We start from the raw sequence: 20806 nt of genomic DNA, 5'->3' as shown, positions 1-20806 counted from the left end.
CCGATGCCTCTCGCCGTACTGGACCCCCTGCCGGAACTGGCGCCGCCGGACGACCGGCCGGTGGGGGAGACCACTCGCCGCCGCTCCTGGTCCGGGCATCTGGTGCTGCTCGCGCTGGCCGTGTTCGCGGTGTTCCCGATCTACTGGATGTACTCGACGTCGGTGCGCCGCCCGTCCGACGTGCTCGACGGGGCGTGGCTGCCGTGGCCGCTGTCCGGGCAGAGCTACGAGTACGTCTGGAAAGTCCTCCCGATCGCGAAAATGCTGGGCAACACGTTCCTCGTGGCGGCCTCGACGAGTGTGCTGCAGCTGGTGGTGGCCCTGCTCGCCGCGTACGCGTTCGTCGCCTGGACCTTCCCCGGACGGCAGCTGCTGTACCTGCTGCTGGTCGGCGCGTGGCTCGTGCCGTTCCAGGTCACGATGATCCCGAACTACGTGTACTTGTCGCAGCTCGGCCTGCTCAACGCACTGGCCGGGGTGGTGGTGCCGACCCTGTGCTCGACGATGGGGATCATGTTGCTGCGCCAGCATTTGCAGGCATTCCCGCGCGAACTGCTGGACGCCGCCCGGATGGACGGGCGCTCGTCGTGGCTGACGTTGTGGACGGTGGTGGTCCCGAACCTGCGGCCCGCACTGGCGTCGCTGACGATCCTGCTGTTCATCTCCGCGTGGAACGACTACTTCTGGCCGGCCCTGGTCCTGCAGCGCGCGGATTCCGTGCTGCAGATCGGAATCCGCGGCTTCCTGTCCGCGGAGGGCAACAACTGGGGCGCGGTGATGGCGGCGTCCGGGATTGCGTGCTTGCCGATTTTTGCGTTGTATTTGGTGTTGCAGAGGCAGGTGATGGACGCATTTGTCCGGTCCGGGCTGCGGTAGCGGCGGCGAACTCAGTGCTCACGTTGTGGCCGCGGCGTTCGTCTACCCGGTATGGACGACGAACTGCACAAGTATGCGAGCACAGTTGCCCGCGAGCCAGCGGCCGACTGTCACTGGGCGGTACACCTGGTGACCTGTCCCGAATGCGGCAATGTCGCCACCATCGAATGGGAATCCCGGATCGGCGGCGTCCTCCACGCCAAGGTGCACTGCATCGACCGGCACTGGTTCTTCATGCCCGCTGACCCGATCACCTGCTTCGGCTCGGATCGCTCGTACCGGAATCCCAATGGCGAGGGCGCCACGCGTGATCACCGGTAGACATCCGCCTGGCACCGGGGATGCGCTCCGTACCGCGTTCAGCGCAAGGGTACCTTCGGGACACTTCTCGATCTCGACGACATCCTCAAAGACCCTGACTACGTCATGGAAATTGATGCCTCCGCGGAGGTCCGGCTTCCGGACGGCTGGCTGGTGTGCGGCGAAGGGCCGCTCGGTTCGAATGGGTTCTTCGCCCGCTTGGACACAGCACGTGATCTGGTGTGGATCGTCGTTCTCGAAGATGCAAACCCGTTTCGGCAAGTTCGTCACCATTGATCTGGAGCAGGTCGCGAAGGTGGTCCACCGGGACGTCGTACAGTTCGCTGCCGCGGCCGAGGTGGTTGGTGACCGGCACCGAATTCCGGCCCGGGGATTCATCGCGGGGTACGATGCGGCTTTCCGGCGCCGGCGGCAGTCTGGGGGGAACCGGCGGAGACGGAGGCACCTGTGCGGTCGTATGACGTCCTGATCATCGGCGGGGGGATTGCGGGGGTCTCGCTCGCGTACGAACTTGCGGCGGACCGGGCGGTGGGCGTGCTGGAGAGGGAACCGGCGCTCGCGGCGCATGCCACCGGCCGGTCGGCGGCGACGTTCGTCGAAAGCCTCGGGGACGGTCAGATCCGGGGTCTCACCAGGGCGAGCCGCGTGTTTTACGAGAGTCCTCCACTGCCGTTCGGGCAGCAGCTGCTTCGCCCGATGGCGCTGCTGCTGACGGCGGTTCCGGGGCGGGCGGAAGTGCTGCAGCGGATGCAGGCGGAGATCAGAATCGGGTCCCCGGACGTTCGGTTGGTGGACGACAAAGAGGTGCGCGAGCTCAATCCTTTGCTGCGGCCCGGATACGCCGAGCTGGCGTTGTTCGAGCCGGACGCCATGGAGATCGACGTGCATGCGGTGCACCAGGGCTATGTGCAGGGGCTGCGGCAGCGCAACGGAATCATCCGGACTCGCGCGAAGGTGGTTTCCCTGGTACGCCGGGGTCCGGTGTGGACGGTCACCGACGCCGCGGGGGAGAGCTACGAGGCACCGGTGGTGGTGAACGCGGCCGGGGCGTGGGTGGACGGGGTCGCGCGGCTGGCGGGGGCCGCCCCGATCGGCGTTCGTCCGCTGCGGAGGACGATTTTCCTTGTCAGCGGGCCGGGCGACGTCACCGGGGTGCCGTTGACTGCCGACGTCGACGAGGAGTTCTACTTCAAACCGGAAGGCGGGCACCTGCTGTGTTCCCCGGCGGATGAGACGCCGATGGCGCCGTGTGATGCGCGGCCGGACGAGGTCGCCATCGCCCGTGGTCTCGACGCGATCAACGAAGCCACCGTGCTGAACGTCCGGCATGTCCGGAATTCCTGGGCCGGGTTGCGGAGTTTCGCGCCGGACGGGCATCCGGTCGTGGGCTTCGACGAGCGCGCCGACGGGCTTTTCTGGTTTGCCGGCCAAGGCGGTTTCGGCGTGCAGACGGCCCCGGCGCTGGCCCGGCTCGGGGCGGCGGTCCTGCGGGGCGAGGCGGTGCCCGCGGACGTCGCCGCGGCCGGGGTTTCGCTCGACCTGGTCGGGGCGGGCCGCTTTGCCGTGGCGGGCTGACCTGCCGACCTTGCTCGCGTCGCGCGGCCGCACCTATCGTGACCGGGTGACGAGGGTGAGCCTGCCGAAGGTCCTGGCAGATCTGGGCGGGACGCTGTTCGAGCCGGCGGCGGGGGAGCCGCAGCGGGTCGGCGAGGTCGGCGAGGTCGGCGACCTGGTGATCTACGACGCCGCCGAGAAGCCGGAGATCCCGCCGGGCGCGGTGGTTCTCGCGGTCGGGGTGCACGACCCGGACGAGATGGTGTCCATGCTGGGGAACATCGGCAGCGCCGCGGCGGTGGTGGTCCGGGCACCGGCCGGCGCGAAAGTGCGCGGGGCGGCGGAACGAGCCGGTGTCGTGCTGCTCGTCGCGGCCGCGGACGTGCCGTGGATGCAGCTGGCCGAACGGCTGCAGGCGGCGCTCGGTGGCGGCGGACTGTCCGCGATGGACGCCGAGACACTCGGCGGGCTTCCGGCCGGTGACCTGTTCGCGCTGGCGAATGCCATTGCCGCGCAGCTGGACGCGCCGGTCACGATCGAGGACCGCGAGTCGCGGCTGCTGGCGTTTTCCGATGGGCAGCTCGGTCTGGACCAGTCGCGCGTCGAGACGGTGCTGGGGCGGCAGGTGCCGGAGCGGTACCTGGACGTGCTTGCCCGGCACGGCGTGTTCGACGAGCTTTTCGGCAGCGACCGGCCGGTCGACGTGGACCCCGGGCTGCCGGGGCTGCCGCCGGGACTGATGCCTCGCGCGGCCATCGCGGTCCGGGCCGGGGACGAGGTGCTGGGGTCGATCTGGGCCGCGGTGCACGAGCCGTTGTCGGCCGAGCGCAGCGCCGCACTGACCGACGCGGCGAAACTGGCTGCGCTGCACCTGCTGAGGGTGCGTGCCGGGTCCGATGTGCACCGCAGGCTGCGGGCGGGCCTGCTCAGCACCGCGCTGGAAGGGGGCGCCGGTGGCCGGGCGGCGCTCGACCGGCTCGGGCTGGCCGGCGGCCCGGTCGTCGTACTGGCGCTCGCGCTGCTCGAGGACGGTGCGTCGTCGGTGGTCGCGGAGACCCGGCGGGAGGCCGAGCGGCAGCGGCTCAGCGACGGGTTCGCGATGTACCTGGCGGGCGTGCATCCGCGCAGCGCGGTCGCGCTGGTCGAGCAGGTGGTGTACGGGTTGCTGCCGGTCGGGGACGAGGTGGCCGAGCCGGAGGACCGCGCGGCGGGCATCGCGCGGACGTTTCTCGGCCGTCTCGGGACGAGTGGCGAGGCCGTGCTCGCCGTCGGACCGTGTGCCCACCGGTTCACCGAGCTCGCGGCCGCGCGGAGCCGGGCCGGACGGGTTCTCCGGGTCCTGCGGGCCCGCGGGAAGGGCGGCGTGGTCGCCCGGTTCAGCGAGGTGCACGCCGACGTGGTGATCCTCGAAGCGCGCGACGCCGCCGTCGCGCAGGGCGACGTGCCCACCGGCGCGATCGCGCTGCTGCAGGCCTACGACGAGCGTCATCACAGCAATCTGGTGGCGACGCTCGCCGCGTGGCTCGATGCGCTCGGCGAGGTCAACACGGCCGCCGAAACAGTGCACATCCACCCGAACACGTTCCGCTACCGCCTGCGCCGGGTGTCCGAGGTCGGCCGGATCGACCTGACCGACAGCGAGCAGCGGTTCGCCGCGATGCTGCAACTGCGGGTCCTGCGCGGATAGCCGGGGTTCGTTCCCGGTCACCAACCGCGGCCGCCCGGTTCTCCCGGCACGCCGAACCGTCCGTGCCGCTGCGCCTCTAGCCTGGAATTCCATCGACGGCACCTGCGCGGTGCCCCTCCGGGATCCGACAACGGAGTCAGGTTCGAGGAAAGGCCGCCCGAAATCATGAACGACATGCTGCTCGGCGGCGGACGCCGGACCGGGCCGGAAACACACCGGGTCCGGCGCACCGGGATCACGATCGCGGTGATCGTGTGCCTGGCTTACACGATCGACTACGTGGACCGGGCGGGCATCGCGATGCTGCTCCCGGCGATCGGCACGGAGTTCGGCGTGTCGAAAGCATTGCAGGGCTTGCTGGTCACGGTGTTCGCCGTGGTCTATATGGTCTGCCAGATTCCGGCGGGCATCCTCGCCGACCGCGTGGGGTCCCGGCTGGTCCTGCTGGTGACGCTGGTGCTCTGGTCGGGCTTCACCGCGGTGAGCGGAATCGCCGGGACGTTCGCGCTCTTGCTGCTGGTACGCGGGGCTTTCGGGGCGTGCCAGGGATTCTTCCCGGCGGCGGCGTTCAAGGTGGTGTCCGAGCGGACCTCGCCGCAGAACCGGGCGACCGTGCTCGGCGTGGTGATGTCGTCCTCGGGGATCGCCGGGGTCGTCGCGCCCTTGCTCGTCGCGCCGCTGCTGGCCGCATTCGGCTGGCGGGGCTCGTTCTTCTGGCTGGCCGGCGGGGGCGCCGTCATCGGGGTGCTGCTGTGGGCGTTCATTCCGCGGCCGCTGCCGAGCGCGGTCCGGGAATCGCGGCAGCCGGACCCGGAGGTGCCGGTGCGGGCGGCGCGCCGGGCAGTGTTGCGGTCGCCGAAGGTGTGGTTGTTCGCGGGAATGTTCTGCGGATTGAACTTCACCTCCTACGGGCTGATGACCTGGGTACCGAGCTATCTGATGGACAGCCGCGGGCTCTCGATCGGCGAAACCGGGATCGTGGCGGCAATTCCGATGCTGGCGAACTTTCTCGTGTCGATTGCCGGTGGCTGGTTGTTCGACCGGTACTTCCACGCCCGGGCCCGCTGGTATCTCTTCCTGACGATGCTCGGCTCGGCGGCCATGCTGGTGCTGATGACGTTCGCGGGTACCACCACCGAGTTCGTGGTGTACGAAACGCTGGCCATCACCATCGGCGGGCTGGCGACGATGGCGTTGCTCGCGATGCCGATGCGCACGCTGCCGTCGGCGCACGTGGGTGCCGGAATGGGTGTCTTCAATTTCGGCGGCCAGGTCGCCGGGGTCGCCGCGCCGTTCCTCATCGGACTGCTCGCGGACCGGTTCTCGTTCGCGGCCGGGTTCGGGTTGCTCGCGGCGGCGGGTCTGGTGTCGGCCGGGCTGGCGTTACGCGTCCCGCGCCGGGCGGACCAGCTGGTGTTTGCCGGATGACGCAAACGAGGTGGGGTTGTCCCTACCGCGCAATAGGTGGGCAGCGGCATCGTCTTCCCGCGTAAGCGCTGCGATGCTGATCAAGGAAGTTTTCCTGGTGTGAAAGGGAGTTCGGTGACTGATTCTGATCCCCGGCGGAAGTGGCTGCGCAGGCCCGTGGTGGCCTCGGTGGTGGTGGCCGTTGCTGCCGGGGCCACCGCCTGCAGTGCCGAAGCCGGACCCGCACCTGCTCCGGCGCCGGCGGTTCCCCAGGAGCACGTCGTCCCGGTGAATGGGCACAACCTGGCGTTTTCCGTTACGCCAGGCCACGAACCGGCCATCGTCCTGGATGCGGGCGGCGGGATGGATTCGACGGAATGGAAGAAGGTCGCTCCGGAACTGGCGGCGAAAACCGGGGCCGAGGTGATTGCGTACGACCGGGCCGGGGAAGGCAAGAGCGACGAGGTACCGGGGCCGTGGCGGGCCGACAATGCCGCGGCCGACCTCGCGGCCGGGCTGACGCAGCTCGGGGTCACGAAACCGGTGATCCTCGTGTCGCATTCGCTGGCCGGGGAAGTCGCTTTTTCGTATACCCGCAGCCATCCGGTTGCCGCAGCGGTGCTGGTCGACGCCAATCTGCCGCAATTCTTCACGCCTGCGGAAACGGCGAAGCTGGTGGCGTTGAATGAGAAGCAGCTGGAAGAGGTGAAGAAGGCGCCGTCCACGCGGCAGACGCGGCAGCTGATCGCCCAGGCTGACGGCTACGGCCCGGTGCACACCGCCTATCACCAGCTGACCTGGCCGTCGGCGATCCCGGTGACCGTGGTCGGTTCCGCGGACACGCCGTTCCCGACGCCCGAGGACGCGCAGCTGTGGCGGCAGGCGCAGCAGGATTTCGTGCACGCGGCGGCGAACCGGAACTACGTGCTCGCGGAGCGCAGTTCCCACGACGTCCCGCTCGACCGGCCGGATGTGGTGATCAAGGCGGTCGAAGACCTGGCGAAGCAGGTCCACTGAGCTTACCGGCCGCGCCTCAGGGCGCGGCCGGCCAGTTCGCCGGTCGGCTTGCCGTCGGCGAACGCAATCACCCCGTTCACGAGCACGTGCCGCATCCCGGCGGCGTAGGCGTGCGGATTCTCGTACGTCGCCAGGTCCCGCACCTCTTCCGGCCGGAAGATCGCCAGGTCCGCAAAGGCGCCTTCGCGGACCTGGCCGCGGTCGGTGAGCCGGAGGTGGTGCGCGGGGAGGCTGGTCATCCGGCGGACCGCTTCCTCGAGGGAGAGCACGCCCGCCCGCACGTAATGGCCGAGCACACGGGCGAACGTGCCGTACGCGCGCGGGTGCGTGGGCGCGTCGGTGAACGGCGGGACAGCCGACGGCGCATCGGCGTCGGAGCCCACCGAGACCCAGGGCTGTGCGAGTGCGAGACGGATGTTCGGCTCGGAGATGGCGAAGTACGCGGCCAGGAGACCCGGCTCCTCGACGACCAGGTCGAGGAGTGTTTCGATCGGATCCCCGCCGCCGCGCCGCTCGTGGACCTCGGCGAGCGTGGCGCCCTGGTGCGCACTCCCGAGCAGGGCGATCCCTTCCGCACCATCGGAATCGCGGTAGAGATTCTGCCAATCGGCCGCCGGTGCGGCGATTGCCGCGCGGATCTCGCGCCGGGATGCCGGATCGGCCAGGCGGGACAGCAGTTCCGCCATCCCTCCACTGTGGAATTTCGGCGGAATGCAGGCGGCCAGGTCGGTGCACCCGGCTTCGTACGGGTAGACGTCGGCGGTGACCTGCAGACCTTCGGCCCGTGCTTCCTCGATCAGCTTCACGGCTGCGGGCATCAGTGGCCAGTTGGCGCGCCCGGTCACCTTGAGGTGGTAGACCTCCGCCCGGACGCCGGTCCGCCGCGCGATGCCCACCAGTTCGCCTGCGGCGTCGAGAATGCGGTCGCCTTCGTCGCGGATGTGGGAGATGTACAGCGCGTCGTGGCTGGCGAGCACGCGAGCGTACGCTTCGAGCTCCTCGGTGGACGCGTAGCTGCCGGGCGCGTAGATGAGCGCGGAACCCAGCCCGAGTGCGCCGTCGGAGAGCTCGTCGTCGAGGAGTGCGCACGCCTTGGCGAGTTCGTCCTCGGTCAATGCGCGACGGTCAGCCCCGGCGTGGATCGCCCGCAGATTCTCCGCCCCGACGAAACTGGCGACGTTCGGCCCGACTCCGGTCGATTCGAGGTGCGTGAGGAAGTCCCGCAGCCGGTGCCAGCCGGTCCGGACCCCGGCTGCCACCGGCCTGCCGTCGAGCACCGCGGGCAGCCGCCCGGACACCGGCCCCGGTGAATGTCCCTCGCCGAACACCTCGGTGGTGACGCCCTGGTACAGATCGGACAATCCGCGCGGATCCTGCTGCAGCGAATAGTAGGCATGGCTGAGCACGTTGACGAACCCCGGCGCGACCACGCAGCCGTCCGCCCGCAGCTCGGGCCCGTCGCCCTCGGGAACCGTGCCGACCCGCACGATCCGGTCGCCGTCGATCGCGACGTCAGCGGAAAACGGCGGCGCCCCGGTCCCGTCCACGACGATCCCGGCCCGGACTACGAGACTGAACGACATCTGCCCTCCTGGTTTCCGCTCGATCCTGGCAGAAATGGCGCCGGGACCTGAGGTACGGGAGGACAAGGTTGGGGCGTCGGGTTGGTGCCCAGCTCCCAATGCGGACCGGGGCCGAGGTCAGCCCTTCTGCAAATGTGTGCGGAAGAACGTGGTGACCTTGCGCCAGAAATACGCGTCGTGCACCCCGTCGAAGCCGTGGAACTGTTCCGGCAGCACGACGAACTCGTGTGCCTTTCCCGCCCGGATCAGGGCTTCGCTCAACTTCATGCTGTCGGTCCAGGTGGCGTGGTCGGAGGTGCCGCAGGCGAGCAGGAACTCGGCTTCCATCGACGACGCCAGCGGGTACGTCTCGGCCTTCCGGTAGGCGTCCCGGTCGGTCTGGGGGAAGCCCAGGTAGCACTCGTACAGCACCGAGGAGTACGGGTCGAACCCCGGCGCGGACGACACGGCGGCAGCGTAGAGGTCGGGGCGTTCGGCGGCCAGGCGGAATGCGGAGTATCCGCCCCAGCTGTGCCCGATCACCCCCACCTTGGCATCGGAAAGGAAGCTGTGACGCTGTTTCAGCTGCTCGACAGCGGCGGCATGATCCGGGACGAGGCCGCCCGTCCAGTCGTGGAAGGCCGTGTCGTGGAAGGCTTTCGACCGTTCCGGGGTGCCTCGCCCGTCGACCACGAACGTGACGTAGCCCAGCTGCGCCAGTGCGTGCGCGGCTCTGCCGAAATGGCCGAGGAAGCTGTGCGGCGCAACAGCGATCTGCGGTCCCCCGTAGACGTATTCGACGAGTGGGTACTGCTTTGTCCCGTCGAAGTCCGCGGGGAAGAAAAGCACGCCCCAGAGCTCGGTCTCGCCGTCGGCGGCGGTGACCGTGAACTGCTGTGGCGGTGTCCATTCCAGCTGCGAAGTGTCGGCTGCCGACAGCTCGCACAGCAGCGATCCGTCCGACCGGCGCAACACGCTGCGCGGCGCGTCCGCCGGGGTCGACCAGGTGTCCACGAGCGCCTCGCCGCTCGGGGCGAACATCATCGAGTGGACACCGGGCTGCTCGGACAGCTGCTCGATCGGGCCACCGGCAAGGGGTACCCGCGCGAGATGGAGGTCGTAGGGACGGGCCTGGTCGAGGCGTGCGCTCACGTACGCATAGTGCTCGTCGACGCGGTGCACGTAGTCGACCGGCCATTCGCCCTCGGTCAGCTGGCGGACCAGCGTGCCGTCGAGGCCGTACAGGTACAGGTGTTTCCAGCCCGAGCGCTCGGACAGGTACAGCAGCTGCGTGCCGTCCGGGGTCGGGAACAGGCCGATCTTCCGTCCGAAGTAGACGTCGTGGTGGATCCGGAGGAAGCTTTCCCCCTCCTCGCTGAACACCGGGCGGGTCGCGCCCGTGGCCGCGTCGGCGAGCAGGACGTCGACCCGGCGGCAGTCGCGGCTCAGCACGAAGACGACGAGCTGCGAGCCGTCCGGGAGCCACGCCGCGTGCACCGGGTAGCTGTCAGTGGTGTCACCGAGGTCGAGCTGCACCGGCGGGCGGCCGTAGACGTCGAGGACGTGCAGCGTGGTGCGTTCGAGGGGGCCGCCTGCCTGCGCGTGGTATCGCTGGACCAGCTCGTCCTCGCGCTTGAGGTAGTGCACCTGGGGCGCCTGGTGCACCCCGCGGTTGTCGACCTGGTACACCGCGAGCCGTGAGCTGTCGGGCGACCAGTTGCACACCGGGAACGCCATCCCCAGCGCGGTCAAGGCCGGGTCGACGAGGTCGAAGCGGTACTCGTGCTCCGGGCTGCCGCCGGTGGTCAGCGGCACGGGACGGCCGTCGGCGGCCGAGCGCAGGATGATGTTGCCCTCGGCGGTGGAGACGAGCAGTTCCCCGTCCGGCGAGGTGAGTTCGTCCGCCTTCTGCGGATCGATCAGGGGAGCGGTGCGCAGGAATTCCCGCGGGGTGCGCCGGGCGGTGTCGGACAGTCCATAGTGGAGGTCGGCCGCGCGTTCCGCGGGCGGCTTGGTGACCGCGCCGCCATCCAGGTCGACCATCAGCCGGGTCGGACCGGCAACTGCGGCCAGCAGCCGGGGCCCGGCGAAGGCGACGTGGTCGAACGGCAAGCCGCGCCCGGCGGGAGTCTGCCCGGTCGCCTCGCGAACCGCCTCGCGCAGCGCGGCGACGTCGGCGATCAGCGGAGTCTTGGCCCCGGATTCGAGGTCGACCTGCCAGCCGCGCCGGTCGTCCGCCGGGCCTTCCAGAAAGGCGAGCGACTTGCCGTCCGGGGACCACACGGGGAGGATCGCTCCGCCGGTGACAAGCTCCCCGAGACCGTCGAGGAATCGGTCGAAACCCGGGTGACCGGTGGGCATCGGCATTCTCCTTACGTGGTGCGCCGGCAAGTCCGGGATGGACGGTCGGCGTTCGAGCTGTACCCGAACCTATCCGTCCCGGTGGCCGGTGCGGCACCGACAACGGTTGCGTGTTCCTCGCGCAGCGCCGGCACATCTGTCGCATGCGACAGATGTCGGGGCCCCTGCCCGGAATCGCGCGACGTTCGCCCAATTCCCATTCGCGACGCCGCCGCTCAAGCTGCTACGAGCTTCGACGTCGCCGGCAACGGCGCCCGCGTTCGTCGTCACCAGGAGGTATTCATGGCAGCACCGGAAGTACCCGGCACCACCGTGCCCCGCCCGATCGACCTCGTCACCCGCAACGTCGTCGAGATTGTCGCCGAGCCGGCCACGATCTGGCCGTTCCTGCTCGACACGGACAGCTGGAAGCAAGGCGCGAAACCGGTCCGGGAGTCCGGCGAGCCCGACTCAGTCGGGGAGATCCGGGTCGCCCGTCAGGTGGTCGACGGCGTCGAATACACCCTGACCATCGAGACCGTCGTGCTCGAACCGCCCACCCGTAAGGTCGTGAAGCTCCTGACCGGTTCCTCCGGCGATCCGGGGTGGGCGGCGTGGCAGCTCGTCCCGCTCGGGGCCTCGACGCTCGTGAGCTACGACGTCTACAGCCGGCACGACGCCGGTGGCACCGGGATGACTGCGGACGATTACCTTGCCGCGCAACGGAACCGCTTCGACGCCGAGCTCGCCGAGCTCAAGCGGCTGGCCGAGGCGGAGGTGCCGGTCCGATGAGCAACGAGACTGCGGTGAGTGCTCCGGCAGTGGTGCGGGGCCGCGCGCGTTCGGTGAGCGTGCTGCTGATCGGCTCGGTGATCGTCTACGGCCTCCTCGAATCGATGATCGCGCCCGCCCTGCCGCTCATCCAGCAGGGGATCGGTGCCTCGCCGGCGCAAGCCGGCTGGATCCTGTCGGCGATGGCGCTCGCGGGCGGGGTCGCCACGCCGGTGGTCGGCAGGCTCGCCGACGTCCGCGACCGCCGGATCGTGCTGCTCGGGGTCCTCGCGGTCACGTTCGTGGGGATCGCGATCGCCGGGCTGGCCTCCTCGGTGTGGATGTTCGCGATCGGCCAGGGCCTGCAGGGAGCCGGGGTCGGCCTCGTGCCGCTGGCCATCGGCATCGTCCGCGACACCGAGCCACCCGACCGGCTGCGGCGGACCAACGGCCTGCTCGTCGGCGGGATGGCCGTCGCGAACGCGGGCGGGGTGCTGCTGGCCGGGCCGATCCTCGCGGTGCTCTCGTACCCGTGGCTGTACTGGATCGCGCTGATCGTGCTCGTTCCGCTGGTCGTGCTCGCGATTTTCGTGATGCCGTCGTACCCGCCCGCGGCGCGGGGGAGGGTCGACTGGGCAGGCGCCGCACTGCTCAGCACCGGGCTGGTCGCGCTGCTGCTCGGCCTCACCCTGGTCGCGACGACCGGGTGGACCTCGGCTCCCGTACTGGGGCTCGGCGCGCTGACCGTCGTTGCGCTGGGCGCGTTCGTCCTGGTCGAGCGGCGGGTCGCGGACCCGCTGGTCGACCTGCGGATGGGCGGCCGGGCGGTGCTGATCGTCTACGTGGCCGCCTTCGTCGCCGGGATCTCCGCGGCGGTGCTGTCCATCGCCATCCCGACGATCGTCGCGGCACCGGCGATGACCGGGTACGGGCTGGGTTCGAGCCCGGCCGTCATCGGGCTCGTGATGTTCCCGCTCGGGGTGCTCGGCGCGATCGCCTCCCCGCTGACCGGCCGCTTGGAGAACCTGGTGGGGTCGCGGCTGGTGATGGTCCTGTCCGGGGTGCTGCTTCTCGTGGCGGGGCTGGTCATGATGGGCGGCCGGGCGAACGCGGTCGTCCTCGGCACCGGCGCCGGCCTGGTCGGCGTGGCGGTGGGTCTCGGGCTCACCCAAGGCATCAACATCATCGCGCTCACCCTTCCCGCGGACCGCGTCGCGAGTGTCTCCGGAGTCGCCTACGTCATGCGTGCCGTGGGTGGCGCGGTCGGCGTCCAGGTGGCGGCCACGGTGATGGCGCTCGATCTGGTACCCGGCATCCCGCTGCCGAGCTGGAACGCGATCACCTGGACGTTCCTCGGTGCGGCCGCCGTGGGGGCCCTCGTCGCCGTCGTGTCCTTCGGGCTCCCCGCCCGCCTGAACCGCGCCCACTGAACCAGCAAAGGAGCCGACCACTGTGCCGACCATCGCAACCCTCGCCGACCGGGTGTGGGACTACGTCCTCCGTACTCAGCCGTTCTACGCACTGCGCGCCGGGCAGGTCGTCGACCGGCTGCCGAGCGGGTCGCTCGCCGAGGCGGAAGAACGGGCCGCGCTGGGCCGGTCCGTGCGGGAGGCGCTGTCCGAGGCCGTCCCGCTCGACCAGGACGAGCGGGACACGGCCGCGTTGCTCCGCTTCATCGCCGACGACTGGGCGCGCGGCGATGAGTCGTGGTGGTGGCACTTTCCGGTGGCGCCGTACCAGATGTACGAGTTCAGCCTCACGGCGCCGCAGGCGTTCGGGGCGATTTCCTTTGCCGACCCCGCCGCCGACGTCGAGCGGTTCCATTCCCTCGCCGCGGACCTCGCGCGCCGGGTGCGGGGAGCAGAGGAAAAGCTTCGCGCCCAAGCCGAACGGGGCTGGGTGATGCCGCGGGAGGCGTTGCCGGGATTCGGGTCGACGGTCGAGGGCGTGCGCATTTCGATGCGCCGGTTGCTCACCCTCGACGAATCACGCCTCGAACCCCTGTCGCCTGCGTTGCGAGGCAAGCTGCAGGACGGGCTGCGGCGCATCGAAACGAACGAGCTGGCACCGGCGGTCGAATCGCTCATGCGTTACCTCGACGGCCCGGGCCGCGACACCGCGGCCGACGGCGCCGGGCTCGGCCAGTACCCCGGAGGTGAGCGGGCGTACCGGGAACTGGTGCGGCAGTACGCCTCGTTCGACATCTCGCCGGAGGAGGTGCACGAACTCGGGCTCGCCCAGGTCGCGGAGCTGACCGAGAAGATGGCGAAGGTCCGGGCGGAGGCCGGGTTCGACGGCGGCGAGGCTGCGTACCGGAAGGCACTCGAAGCGGACGAGCGGTTCCACGCCCGCTCCGCCGCCGACGTCGCCGCGACCTACCGGAAGCACCTCGCCGCCATCGAACCGGTGGTCGGGCAATGGTTCTCGGTGCTGCCCAAAGCCGGGTACGACATCGAGCGGCTCGATCCGGAGCTCGAAGCCGGACTGTCCTACGGCTACTACGAGGTGCCCGGCCCGGCCGGCCCGGTCGGCCGGTACCGCTACAACGGCTCCGGCCTCGACACCAGGTCGCAGATCAACGCGGCGAGCCTGATCTTCCACGAACTCGTGCCCGGGCACCATTTCCACCTCGCCCGCCAGGCGGAAGACGCGGCGCTGCACCCGGTCCGCGGCGTGTTCGCCCCGGAGCTGCTCGGGGCGTACACGGAGGGCTGGGCCGAGTACGCCGCGTCGCTCGGGATGGAGATGGGTCTCTACGAGGACCCGTGGGACCGGTACGGCCATTACGTCCACCAGCGTTTCACCGCGCAACGGCTGGTCGTCGACACCGGGCTCAACGCGCTCGGCTGGTCCGTGGGGAAAGCGGCCGCGTACATGGCGTCGACGACCATGGAGTCGCCGGAGCAGATCCGCACCGAAATCCTGCGCTACTCCACCGACATGCCCGGGCAGGCACTCGGCTACCGCCTGGGCTGCCTCAAGTTCCGGGAACTGCGCAACCGCGCCGCGGACGCGCTCGGCCCCGCTTTCGACCTCCGCGCCTTCCATGAGGTCGTGCTGGCGGCGGGCGCACTTCCGCTGACTGCTGTCGGAGAGAACGTGACGAGGTTTATCGGTTAGGCGGGTCTTCGCGCAGGGCCGCCTTCTGTACTTTTCCCGACGGCGTAAGGGGAAGGTGCGGCCGGAGCACGACCTCGCGGGGCACCTTGTAGTCGGCGAGCTTGCTTGCGCAGAAGGCTTTGAGGTCGTCGCCGGTGAGCTGGGCGTCCGGGGTGAGCACGACGTAGTAGCGGCCGATTTCGCCGAGTACCGGGTCCGGGACGCCGATGCCTGCCGCCATCACGACCTGGGGGTGCTCGGCGAGGACGTTTTCCACCTCGATCGGGTAGATGTTGAATCCGCCTTGGATGAACATGTCCTTGGCACGGCCGTGCAGGATGATGAAGCCGTCCTCGTCCAGCCAGGCCATGTCGCCGGTGTGCAGCCAGCCGTCCGGGTCGATGGCGGCGGCCGTTTCGGCGGGCAGGCCGTGATAGCCCGCCATCGTCGATGCGGTGCGGACGAGGAGTTCGCCGGTCTCCCCGGGGCCGGCGATCTTGACCTGCACGCCCGCCAGCGGTTTCCCGATCGAGCGTTCGGTCTGCTCGGTACCGGCGCCCCACGGGGTCATCACGACCGTGCCGGAAACCTCGCTGAGCCCGTACAGGTTCATCACCGCGGCATTCGGAAAGGCCGCGGTGAGCCGGTGCACCAAAGCCGGTTCCGCGTTGGCGCCGCCGGTGATCACGAGCCGGATCGCGGAAGTGCCGGCATCGGCGAAGCCGGGGTGGCCGAGCAGCAGCGTGTGCATGGTGGGCACCCCGGCCCACACGGTGAGCCCGGCGGTGCGGACCAGATCAGCGGCGGTACCCGCGTCGAAGGACGGCACCAGGACCGCCGGCGAGCGCGGCCAGTACGCAGCAGGTGATGCCGCTGACGTGGTTGAGCGGAACGGTGACCGGCAGCACGTCGCCGGGCCCGAGCCGCAGGTGCTCGGCTTGCGCGGTGGCCGCCGCGAGCTGGCCGCGATGGGTCAGCGTCGCGCCCTTGGGCAGTCCGGTGGTCCCGGACGTGTAGATGATCATGACCGGGTCGTCGCCGGTGACCGCTTTCCCGGCGCCGTCGAGCAGCCCGCCCTCCACCGGCTCGGACTCCAGTTCGGGAAGCGTGCCGTCCGCGGCGAAACTGACGACGGATTCCAGGTGTGGCAAGCGCTCCCGCAGGTCCGCCAGCAGCGCGAGGAAGTCGACGTCGTCCCCGGACGGCTCGGTCACCACGAGCCGGGCACCGGAATCGCGGAGCAGGTGGGCGAATTCGTGCTCCCGGTACCGCACACTCAGCCCCACCACGACCGCGCCGATCTTGGCCGCGGTGAAGTACACCGCAAGCCATCCGGGCGTCGTGCGGCCGTTGACCGCGATCCGGTCGCCGCGGCGGATGCCCCTCCGCAGGAGCCCGCAGGCGATCCGGTCCGAACGCTCGTCCATCTCCGCGAACCGGATGTCCCGGCCTTCGGCCGTCCAGCCCACCGCATCTGCCGCTGCCCGGCGGAGAACGTCATGTATGCGCACCGTCGGATCCTCTCACCGGCATTCCGGCCGGAAGGCTTGCGCATGGTGCCCTGTGGTGTCCGGAGGCAACGCCTCTGCACGACCGGCGCGGAGAAACCCGGCGCCCTGATGCCGGGTGAATTCCGCCCGTGCCGCCGGTACCCTGCGAGGTGCCCGAATGCGCGTCGCAACCTTATTTGCTCATCAAGTCCGGGCCGGGCCGGGGAACAGTCTGATAGAAGTTTTTCATGACCGGTTCCCTTCGGGTCGAGGATTGATTCTTTCCCCGGGAATCGGCTGGATTCTTATTTTCCGCGACCGCCGGTTCGGGTAATGATGATGAACGGAGATGGACGCATGCTGTCTGCTGAGATCGGCTCCCGCTCGGTCCGTAAGCGCAGGCTGAGATTACTGGCGTTGGCGTCGCTGGTCATGGTTGCGGTTGTCTGGGGTAGTACTTACGTCGTCGTCAAAGACGTGACCCGGGATGTGTCTCCGATGGACTTCCTGGCCGCGCGGTTTCTGATCGCGACTGCGGCGCTGGCAGTCCTGCGGCCCCGCGCAGTGTTCCGGCTGGACCGGAGTCAGCTGATCCGCGGGGTTCTTCTCGGGCTGGCCCTCGGTGCTGCCTACATCGTCATGACCTATGGCCAGCAGTACACGTCTTCCTCCATGTCGGGGTTCATCATCGGAATGGCGGTCGTGCTGACGCCGCTGGCCGCCGGATTGCTCTTGAAGCAGCGGATCACCCCGGCGACCTGGACCGCAGGCGCGATCGCGACGGCGGGCCTCGGTGTCATGTCGCTTCACGGTTTTTCGATCGGCCTCGGCGAGGGGCTGACTTTGCTCAGCGCGCTCTTGCTCGCGTTGCACATCGTCGCGGTCGGCGAATGGTCGACGAGCCGCGACGCGTACGGGCTCGCGGTGGTACAGCTGGGGGTGGTCGGCCTCCTGTGCCTTGTGCTGGGCGGGTCCGACGGCATCGTCCTCCCCGCGGAGCGGGAGTTCTGGCTTCCGGTGATCGGGCTTGCCGTGATCGCGACCGCTGCGGCGTATCTTCTGCAGACTTGGGCGCAGACCCGGGTATCGGCTTCGACGGTCGCCGTCGTACTGACGCTGGAACCTGTTTTCGCCGGTGTCTTCGGCATTCTCGTGGACGGCGACACCATGACCCCCCGCATCGTGATCGGTGCGATTCTGGTGGTCGGCGCGATGTATCTGACCGAATTGCGTTCTCCGGCACAGGATCCGGAACCGGCCGCCGAAATCCGTGCCGAAGAGCGCCGGTGCGTCCCTACTTGATCTCGGTGTTGCGGACGATCTTCCCGTTCTCGACCCGGTAGGTCCACACGGTGGTCCGGGTCAGCTCGCCCTTGTCGTCCCACTTGAACCTCTTGGTGAGGCCCGGCCCGTCGTAGGTGCGCACGAACTCGAGCAGGGCCGCCCGGTCGTGCTTGCCGCTGTCGATGCCTTTCAGCAGGATCGTGGCGAGGTCGTAGGCCTCCGGCGACGAGGTGCCGGGTTCCTTGCCGGTCAGCTCCCGGTAGGCGCCGGTGAACGCGGCGAACTGGTCGGACGGGACGCACGGGCAGGTGAAGAACGCCTTCGCCGCCGCGTCGCCGGCGCCCTTGACGAACTCGTCGTCTTTCACCCCGTCCGGTGCGATGAACCGGGCTTCGACGCCCCGATCGGCCAGCTGCTGGGCAAAGGGCGCGGCCTCGCGGTAGTAGCCGGAATAGAAAATGGCCTGCGGTGCCTTCCCCTTGATGGTGTTCACGACGGCCGAGAACTCGCTCTGCTTGGACTTGACCTTTTCGGTGCAGACGGCCTTCGGGCCGAGCGCCTGCTTGATCGCGGCCGCCAGGCCCACCCCGTACTCGGAATCGTCCTCGACGACGCAGACCCGGTCGGCCTTGAGCTGTTCGGTGATGAACTTCGCGGCGGCCGGGCCTTGGGTGTTGTCGTTGCCGAGGCCGCGGAAGAAGGTTTTCCAGCCGTTGGCCGACAGCGCCGGCCCGGTGGCGGACGGGGTCAGCTGGACCAGCCCGGCCTGGTCGCAGAGCTTGCCGGTCGCCTTGGACTCACCCGAGAACGGCAGGCCGACGACCCCGATGATCTCCGGCGTGGTGACGATCTGGGTGACGGCACCGGGGGCCCGGTCGGGCGAACCCTCGGTGTCGAACTCGCGTAGCCGCACCTGGCAGCCCGGGTTGGCCTGGTTGTGCTGCTGTACCGCCAGCTTCACACCGTTGAGCACATTGCGTCCGAGTGCCGCGTTGTCCCCGTTGATGGTGCCGGCGTAGGCGATTGCGGTGGCGGCGGGGCACTGCGCCTTACCGTCGCCGCGGGGGTCGGCGGCCTGGGCAGGAGCGGGCGCCGGTGGAACCGGCGTGGTGTTCCCGCCGGTGCCACCGCGCTCCGCGCACGCAGTCAGGAGCAGCATGGCTGCGGCCGCCGGCATCAGGAATTGGTTGATTCGTGTTCGTGACACTTGTTTCCTCCATTGCGCCGAATGGCAAGATTCCGGTATCGCCGGTGACGTGAGAGTTCGGCCGGATGGTGAGCCGACCGTCAACGTGGTGGAGATGATGGATCACGGGGCAGCGGTTGCTGAACGAACTGCTCCCGCACGTGCCCTTTCTGACCTCGACTGCTGCCCCGCACTCGGCCGGTGTCGAGGGGGATGAGCCAGGCAGCGACCTGAGCGATGGCACGAAAATCCGCCTCGAAACCAGGGGGTACGGGGGTTGTTTCCCTCAACGAGGAGATGAAAGAGGAATTCGATTCCGGCCTGGCCGAAACACGCCGAGCCTCCCGTGTTCCGGCTTCGCCGCACTCGGTAGGTACGCTTTCATGGTCCCGCCGACGCCGGAACTTTTCGAAGGCATTCCCGGCGGGCGATTCGAGGTTTACGAGCGGTCCGGGATTACTCGAAGTACCGGCGCGGGTTATCGACCAGGATCGTGTCGATGTCGTCTTCGCTGACGCCCGCTTCCCGCAATGCCGGGAGGACGTCTTCGCTGATGTGGCGGAAGTTCCAGTTTTCGCCGAGTGCCGTCGGGTCCTCGAAGAAATCGAGGTAACAGGACGCGTCGTGGGAGATGACGATTTTCCCGGCGTATCCGCGGCGGATCAGTTCCACGACGGTGTTCACGCGTGGTTCGAAGGGCAGGAATGCGTCCAGCCCGAAGCGGTCCATGCCCAGCAGCGAGCCGTTGTCGGCCAGTTCGGTGAGGTAGCCGAGGTCGGTGGAGTCCCCGGAGTGGCCGATGATGATCTTGGCCGGATCCACGCCCTCCTCGAGGAATAGACGCTGGGCCACGAGACCCGACCGGGACGCGGCATGGGTGTGGACGGTGATCGGGGCGCCGGTTGCCACGCTCGCCTGCGCCACCGCGCGCATGGTGCGTTCCACGCCGTGGGTGAGACCCGGTTCGTCGATGGCGCATTTCAGGAACGCGGCGCGGACGCCGGTGCCGCCGATGCCCTTGGTGAGGTCGTCGATGAAGAGTTCGGTGAGAGGTTCCGGGCCGTCCAGGGTTTCGCCGGGGCCGCGGTAGGCGAACTGGAACGGCAGGTCGTTGAAGGTGTACAGCCCGGTTGCGACGATGATGGTGAGGTCGGTGCGCCAGGCCACGGACTGGATCCGGGGAAGGTAGCGGCCGAGGCCCAGCACGGTGGGGTCCATGATCGAGTCGATCCCCAGTGCCTTGAGCCCGTTGAGGTCGGCCGCCGCCTTGGCGACCATTTCTTCCTCGTTCCATTCCGTGTAGTTGACGCGGTATTCCTCGCCGAGGCAGAAGACGTGCTCGTGGACGAGGGTGCGGCCCAGCTGTGCCGAATCGATGGCTCCCGCCGCGGTGGGGATCGTGCTCATGTCTTCTCCGGTTCCGAGGTCCACGGGGTGCCGCCCATCAGCCGGCTCGCCGTGGCGGCTGCTTCGGCCACGACGGCGACGAATTCGTCGTGCGACCGCTCCATCCGGAAGGTGGGGGTCACCAGGCCGATCGCCCCGTGGATCTCCCCGCTTGCGGCGAAGACCGGAGCTCCGATCCCGGTGACGCCCAGTACCGACTCCTGGTCGTCGACGGCCCATCCGCGGGCACGGATGGCCGCCTGCTCCTCCTCGAACTGCGCGCGCAGCTTCGCCCGCTCGCGAGCCGGGTGGTCGCGCAGGTTGCGGTTGATGATCTCGTCGCGGCGCGGTGCCGCCAGGTGGGCCAGGACCGCCTTGCCGGACGCGCGCCGCATTTCGTCCCCGGCCCGGCCGACGTGCAGCGCGCTGACCCGCAGCTGTTGCGTGCCTTCGACGCACGCCTTGACGATCACGTTGCTGCCGTCGAGGGTCGACAGGTAAGCGGTCTCCGAGGTGTCGGCGGCGATCCGGCGGACGATGCCGGCCAGTTCGCTGTCGACGTCCAGCGTGGACTGGTAGGCGTGGAACAGCGCCCCGACCGAGCTGCCCAGCGTGAGCGTGGCGTCCGGGCGGCGCTCGAGGTACCCGCGCGCGCTGAGCGTCCGCAGCAGGTGGTAGCCGGTGGCGAGGTTGATCCCCAATGCCTCCGCCACTTCCTTCACCGTCTGCGGCTGCGGTGCCGATGCGACGTGTTCGAGGAAGTTGAGCGCCCGCTCGACGGTCTGCAGCATGGTGGGCTTGGGTCCGTCATCCATGGACGGGAGAC

Annotated in this window: 16 protein-coding genes and 1 pseudogene; 10 read left to right on the top strand and 7 right to left on the bottom strand. The window is 69.3% G+C overall.

Annotation, left to right across the window (positions count from 1 at the left end):
- Positions 1-3: 3 nt before the first annotated feature.
- The 6 genes from OO71_RS01335 to OO71_RS01305 all read left to right on the top strand — a co-directional run bounded on the left by OO71_RS01335 (position 4) and on the right by OO71_RS01305 (position 6862).
- The gene (locus OO71_RS01335; RefSeq protein ID WP_084144633.1) at positions 4-876 is read left to right on the top strand and encodes a carbohydrate ABC transporter permease; all 873 of its coding nucleotides are present in this window, start codon (positions 4-6) and stop codon (positions 874-876) included.
- 51 nt (positions 877-927) lie between these two features.
- Entirely contained in the window at positions 928-1197 is a 270-nt protein-coding gene (locus OO71_RS01330) for a hypothetical protein (RefSeq protein ID WP_033287682.1), read from the top strand.
- A gap of 447 nt (positions 1198-1644) precedes the next feature.
- Entirely contained in the window at positions 1645-2772 is a 1128-nt protein-coding gene (locus OO71_RS01320) for an NAD(P)/FAD-dependent oxidoreductase (protein ID WP_033287680.1), read from the top strand.
- Between the two features lie 46 nt (positions 2773-2818).
- Positions 2819-4438: a PucR family transcriptional regulator gene (locus tag OO71_RS01315; RefSeq protein ID WP_033287777.1), complete on the top strand. Its 1620-nt coding sequence runs from the start codon at positions 2819-2821 to the stop codon at positions 4436-4438.
- A 165-nt stretch (positions 4439-4603) separates the two neighbouring features.
- Positions 4604-5866, top strand: a complete 1263-nt coding sequence (locus OO71_RS01310) for an MFS transporter (RefSeq protein WP_084144632.1) — start codon at positions 4604-4606, stop codon at positions 5864-5866.
- A 114-nt stretch (positions 5867-5980) separates the two neighbouring features.
- A complete protein-coding gene (locus OO71_RS01305) occupies positions 5981-6862 on the top strand; it encodes an alpha/beta fold hydrolase (protein WP_033287775.1) in 882 nt (293 codons plus the stop codon).
- Between the two features lie 2 nt (positions 6863-6864).
- On the opposite strand, the gene OO71_RS01300 is transcribed toward OO71_RS01305, so the two are convergent.
- Positions 6865-8445: an N-acyl-D-amino-acid deacylase family protein gene (locus OO71_RS01300; RefSeq protein WP_033287679.1), complete on the bottom strand. Its 1581-nt coding sequence runs from the start codon at positions 8443-8445 to the stop codon at positions 6865-6867.
- Positions 8446-8562: 117 nt separating this feature from the next.
- Positions 8563-10785, bottom strand: a complete 2223-nt coding sequence (locus tag OO71_RS01295) for an alpha/beta fold hydrolase (protein WP_033287678.1) — start codon at positions 10783-10785, stop codon at positions 8563-8565.
- Positions 10786-11067: 282 nt separating this feature from the next.
- Between OO71_RS01295 and OO71_RS01290 the strand changes: the two genes are divergently transcribed.
- The 3 genes from OO71_RS01290 to OO71_RS01280 are packed head-to-tail and all read left to right on the top strand — an operon-like array spanning position 11068 to position 14655.
- A complete protein-coding gene (locus tag OO71_RS01290; protein ID WP_033287677.1) occupies positions 11068-11556 on the top strand; it encodes an SRPBCC family protein in 489 nt (162 codons plus the stop codon).
- Positions 11553-12965, top strand: coding sequence for an MFS transporter (locus tag OO71_RS01285; protein ID WP_051790888.1), 1413 nt, complete (start codon positions 11553-11555; stop codon positions 12963-12965). Before OO71_RS01290 ends, OO71_RS01285 begins: the two co-directional genes overlap by 4 nt.
- Before the next feature lie 22 nt (positions 12966-12987).
- Positions 12988-14655, top strand: a complete 1668-nt coding sequence (locus OO71_RS01280) for a DUF885 domain-containing protein (RefSeq protein ID WP_051790887.1) — start codon at positions 12988-12990, stop codon at positions 14653-14655.
- Here OO71_RS01280 and OO71_RS51870 read toward each other — a convergent pair.
- Together OO71_RS51870 and OO71_RS46090 are read right to left on the bottom strand one after the other, a co-directional pair.
- On the bottom strand, positions 14645-14875 hold the full coding sequence (locus OO71_RS51870; RefSeq protein WP_245633538.1) for an AMP-binding enzyme: 231 nt from the start codon (positions 14873-14875) through the stop codon (positions 14645-14647). The genes OO71_RS01280 and OO71_RS51870 overlap by 11 nt on opposite strands.
- Before the next feature lie 249 nt (positions 14876-15124).
- Positions 15125-16061 (bottom strand): annotated as a pseudogene (locus tag OO71_RS46090) (AMP-binding protein); the annotation flags it as partial.
- Between the two features lie 420 nt (positions 16062-16481).
- Between OO71_RS46090 and OO71_RS01270 the strand changes: the two are divergent.
- Entirely contained in the window at positions 16482-17426 is a 945-nt protein-coding gene (locus OO71_RS01270; protein ID WP_051790886.1) for a DMT family transporter, read from the top strand.
- Here the strand turns inward: OO71_RS01270 and OO71_RS01265 are convergent.
- The 3 genes from OO71_RS01265 to OO71_RS01255 all read right to left on the bottom strand — a co-directional run bounded on the left by OO71_RS01265 (position 17419) and on the right by OO71_RS01255 (position 20795).
- A complete protein-coding gene (locus OO71_RS01265; RefSeq protein WP_033287676.1) occupies positions 17419-18585 on the bottom strand; it encodes a branched-chain amino acid ABC transporter substrate-binding protein in 1167 nt (388 codons plus the stop codon). The genes OO71_RS01270 and OO71_RS01265 overlap by 8 nt on opposite strands.
- A gap of 465 nt (positions 18586-19050) precedes the next feature.
- Positions 19051-20001, bottom strand: a complete 951-nt coding sequence (locus tag OO71_RS01260) for a phosphotriesterase family protein (RefSeq protein WP_033287675.1) — start codon at positions 19999-20001, stop codon at positions 19051-19053.
- A complete protein-coding gene (locus OO71_RS01255; protein WP_162186016.1) occupies positions 19998-20795 on the bottom strand; it encodes an IclR family transcriptional regulator in 798 nt (265 codons plus the stop codon). Before OO71_RS01255 ends, OO71_RS01260 begins: the two co-directional genes overlap by 4 nt.
- Positions 20796-20806 lie beyond the last annotated feature (11 nt).

It is taken from the genome of Amycolatopsis jejuensis (assembly GCF_000717335.1).
In the GTDB taxonomy this organism is placed as follows: Bacteria; Actinomycetota; Actinomycetes; order Mycobacteriales; family Pseudonocardiaceae; genus Amycolatopsis; species Amycolatopsis jejuensis.
This window is presented reverse-complemented; position numbering and strand designations above follow the sequence as displayed.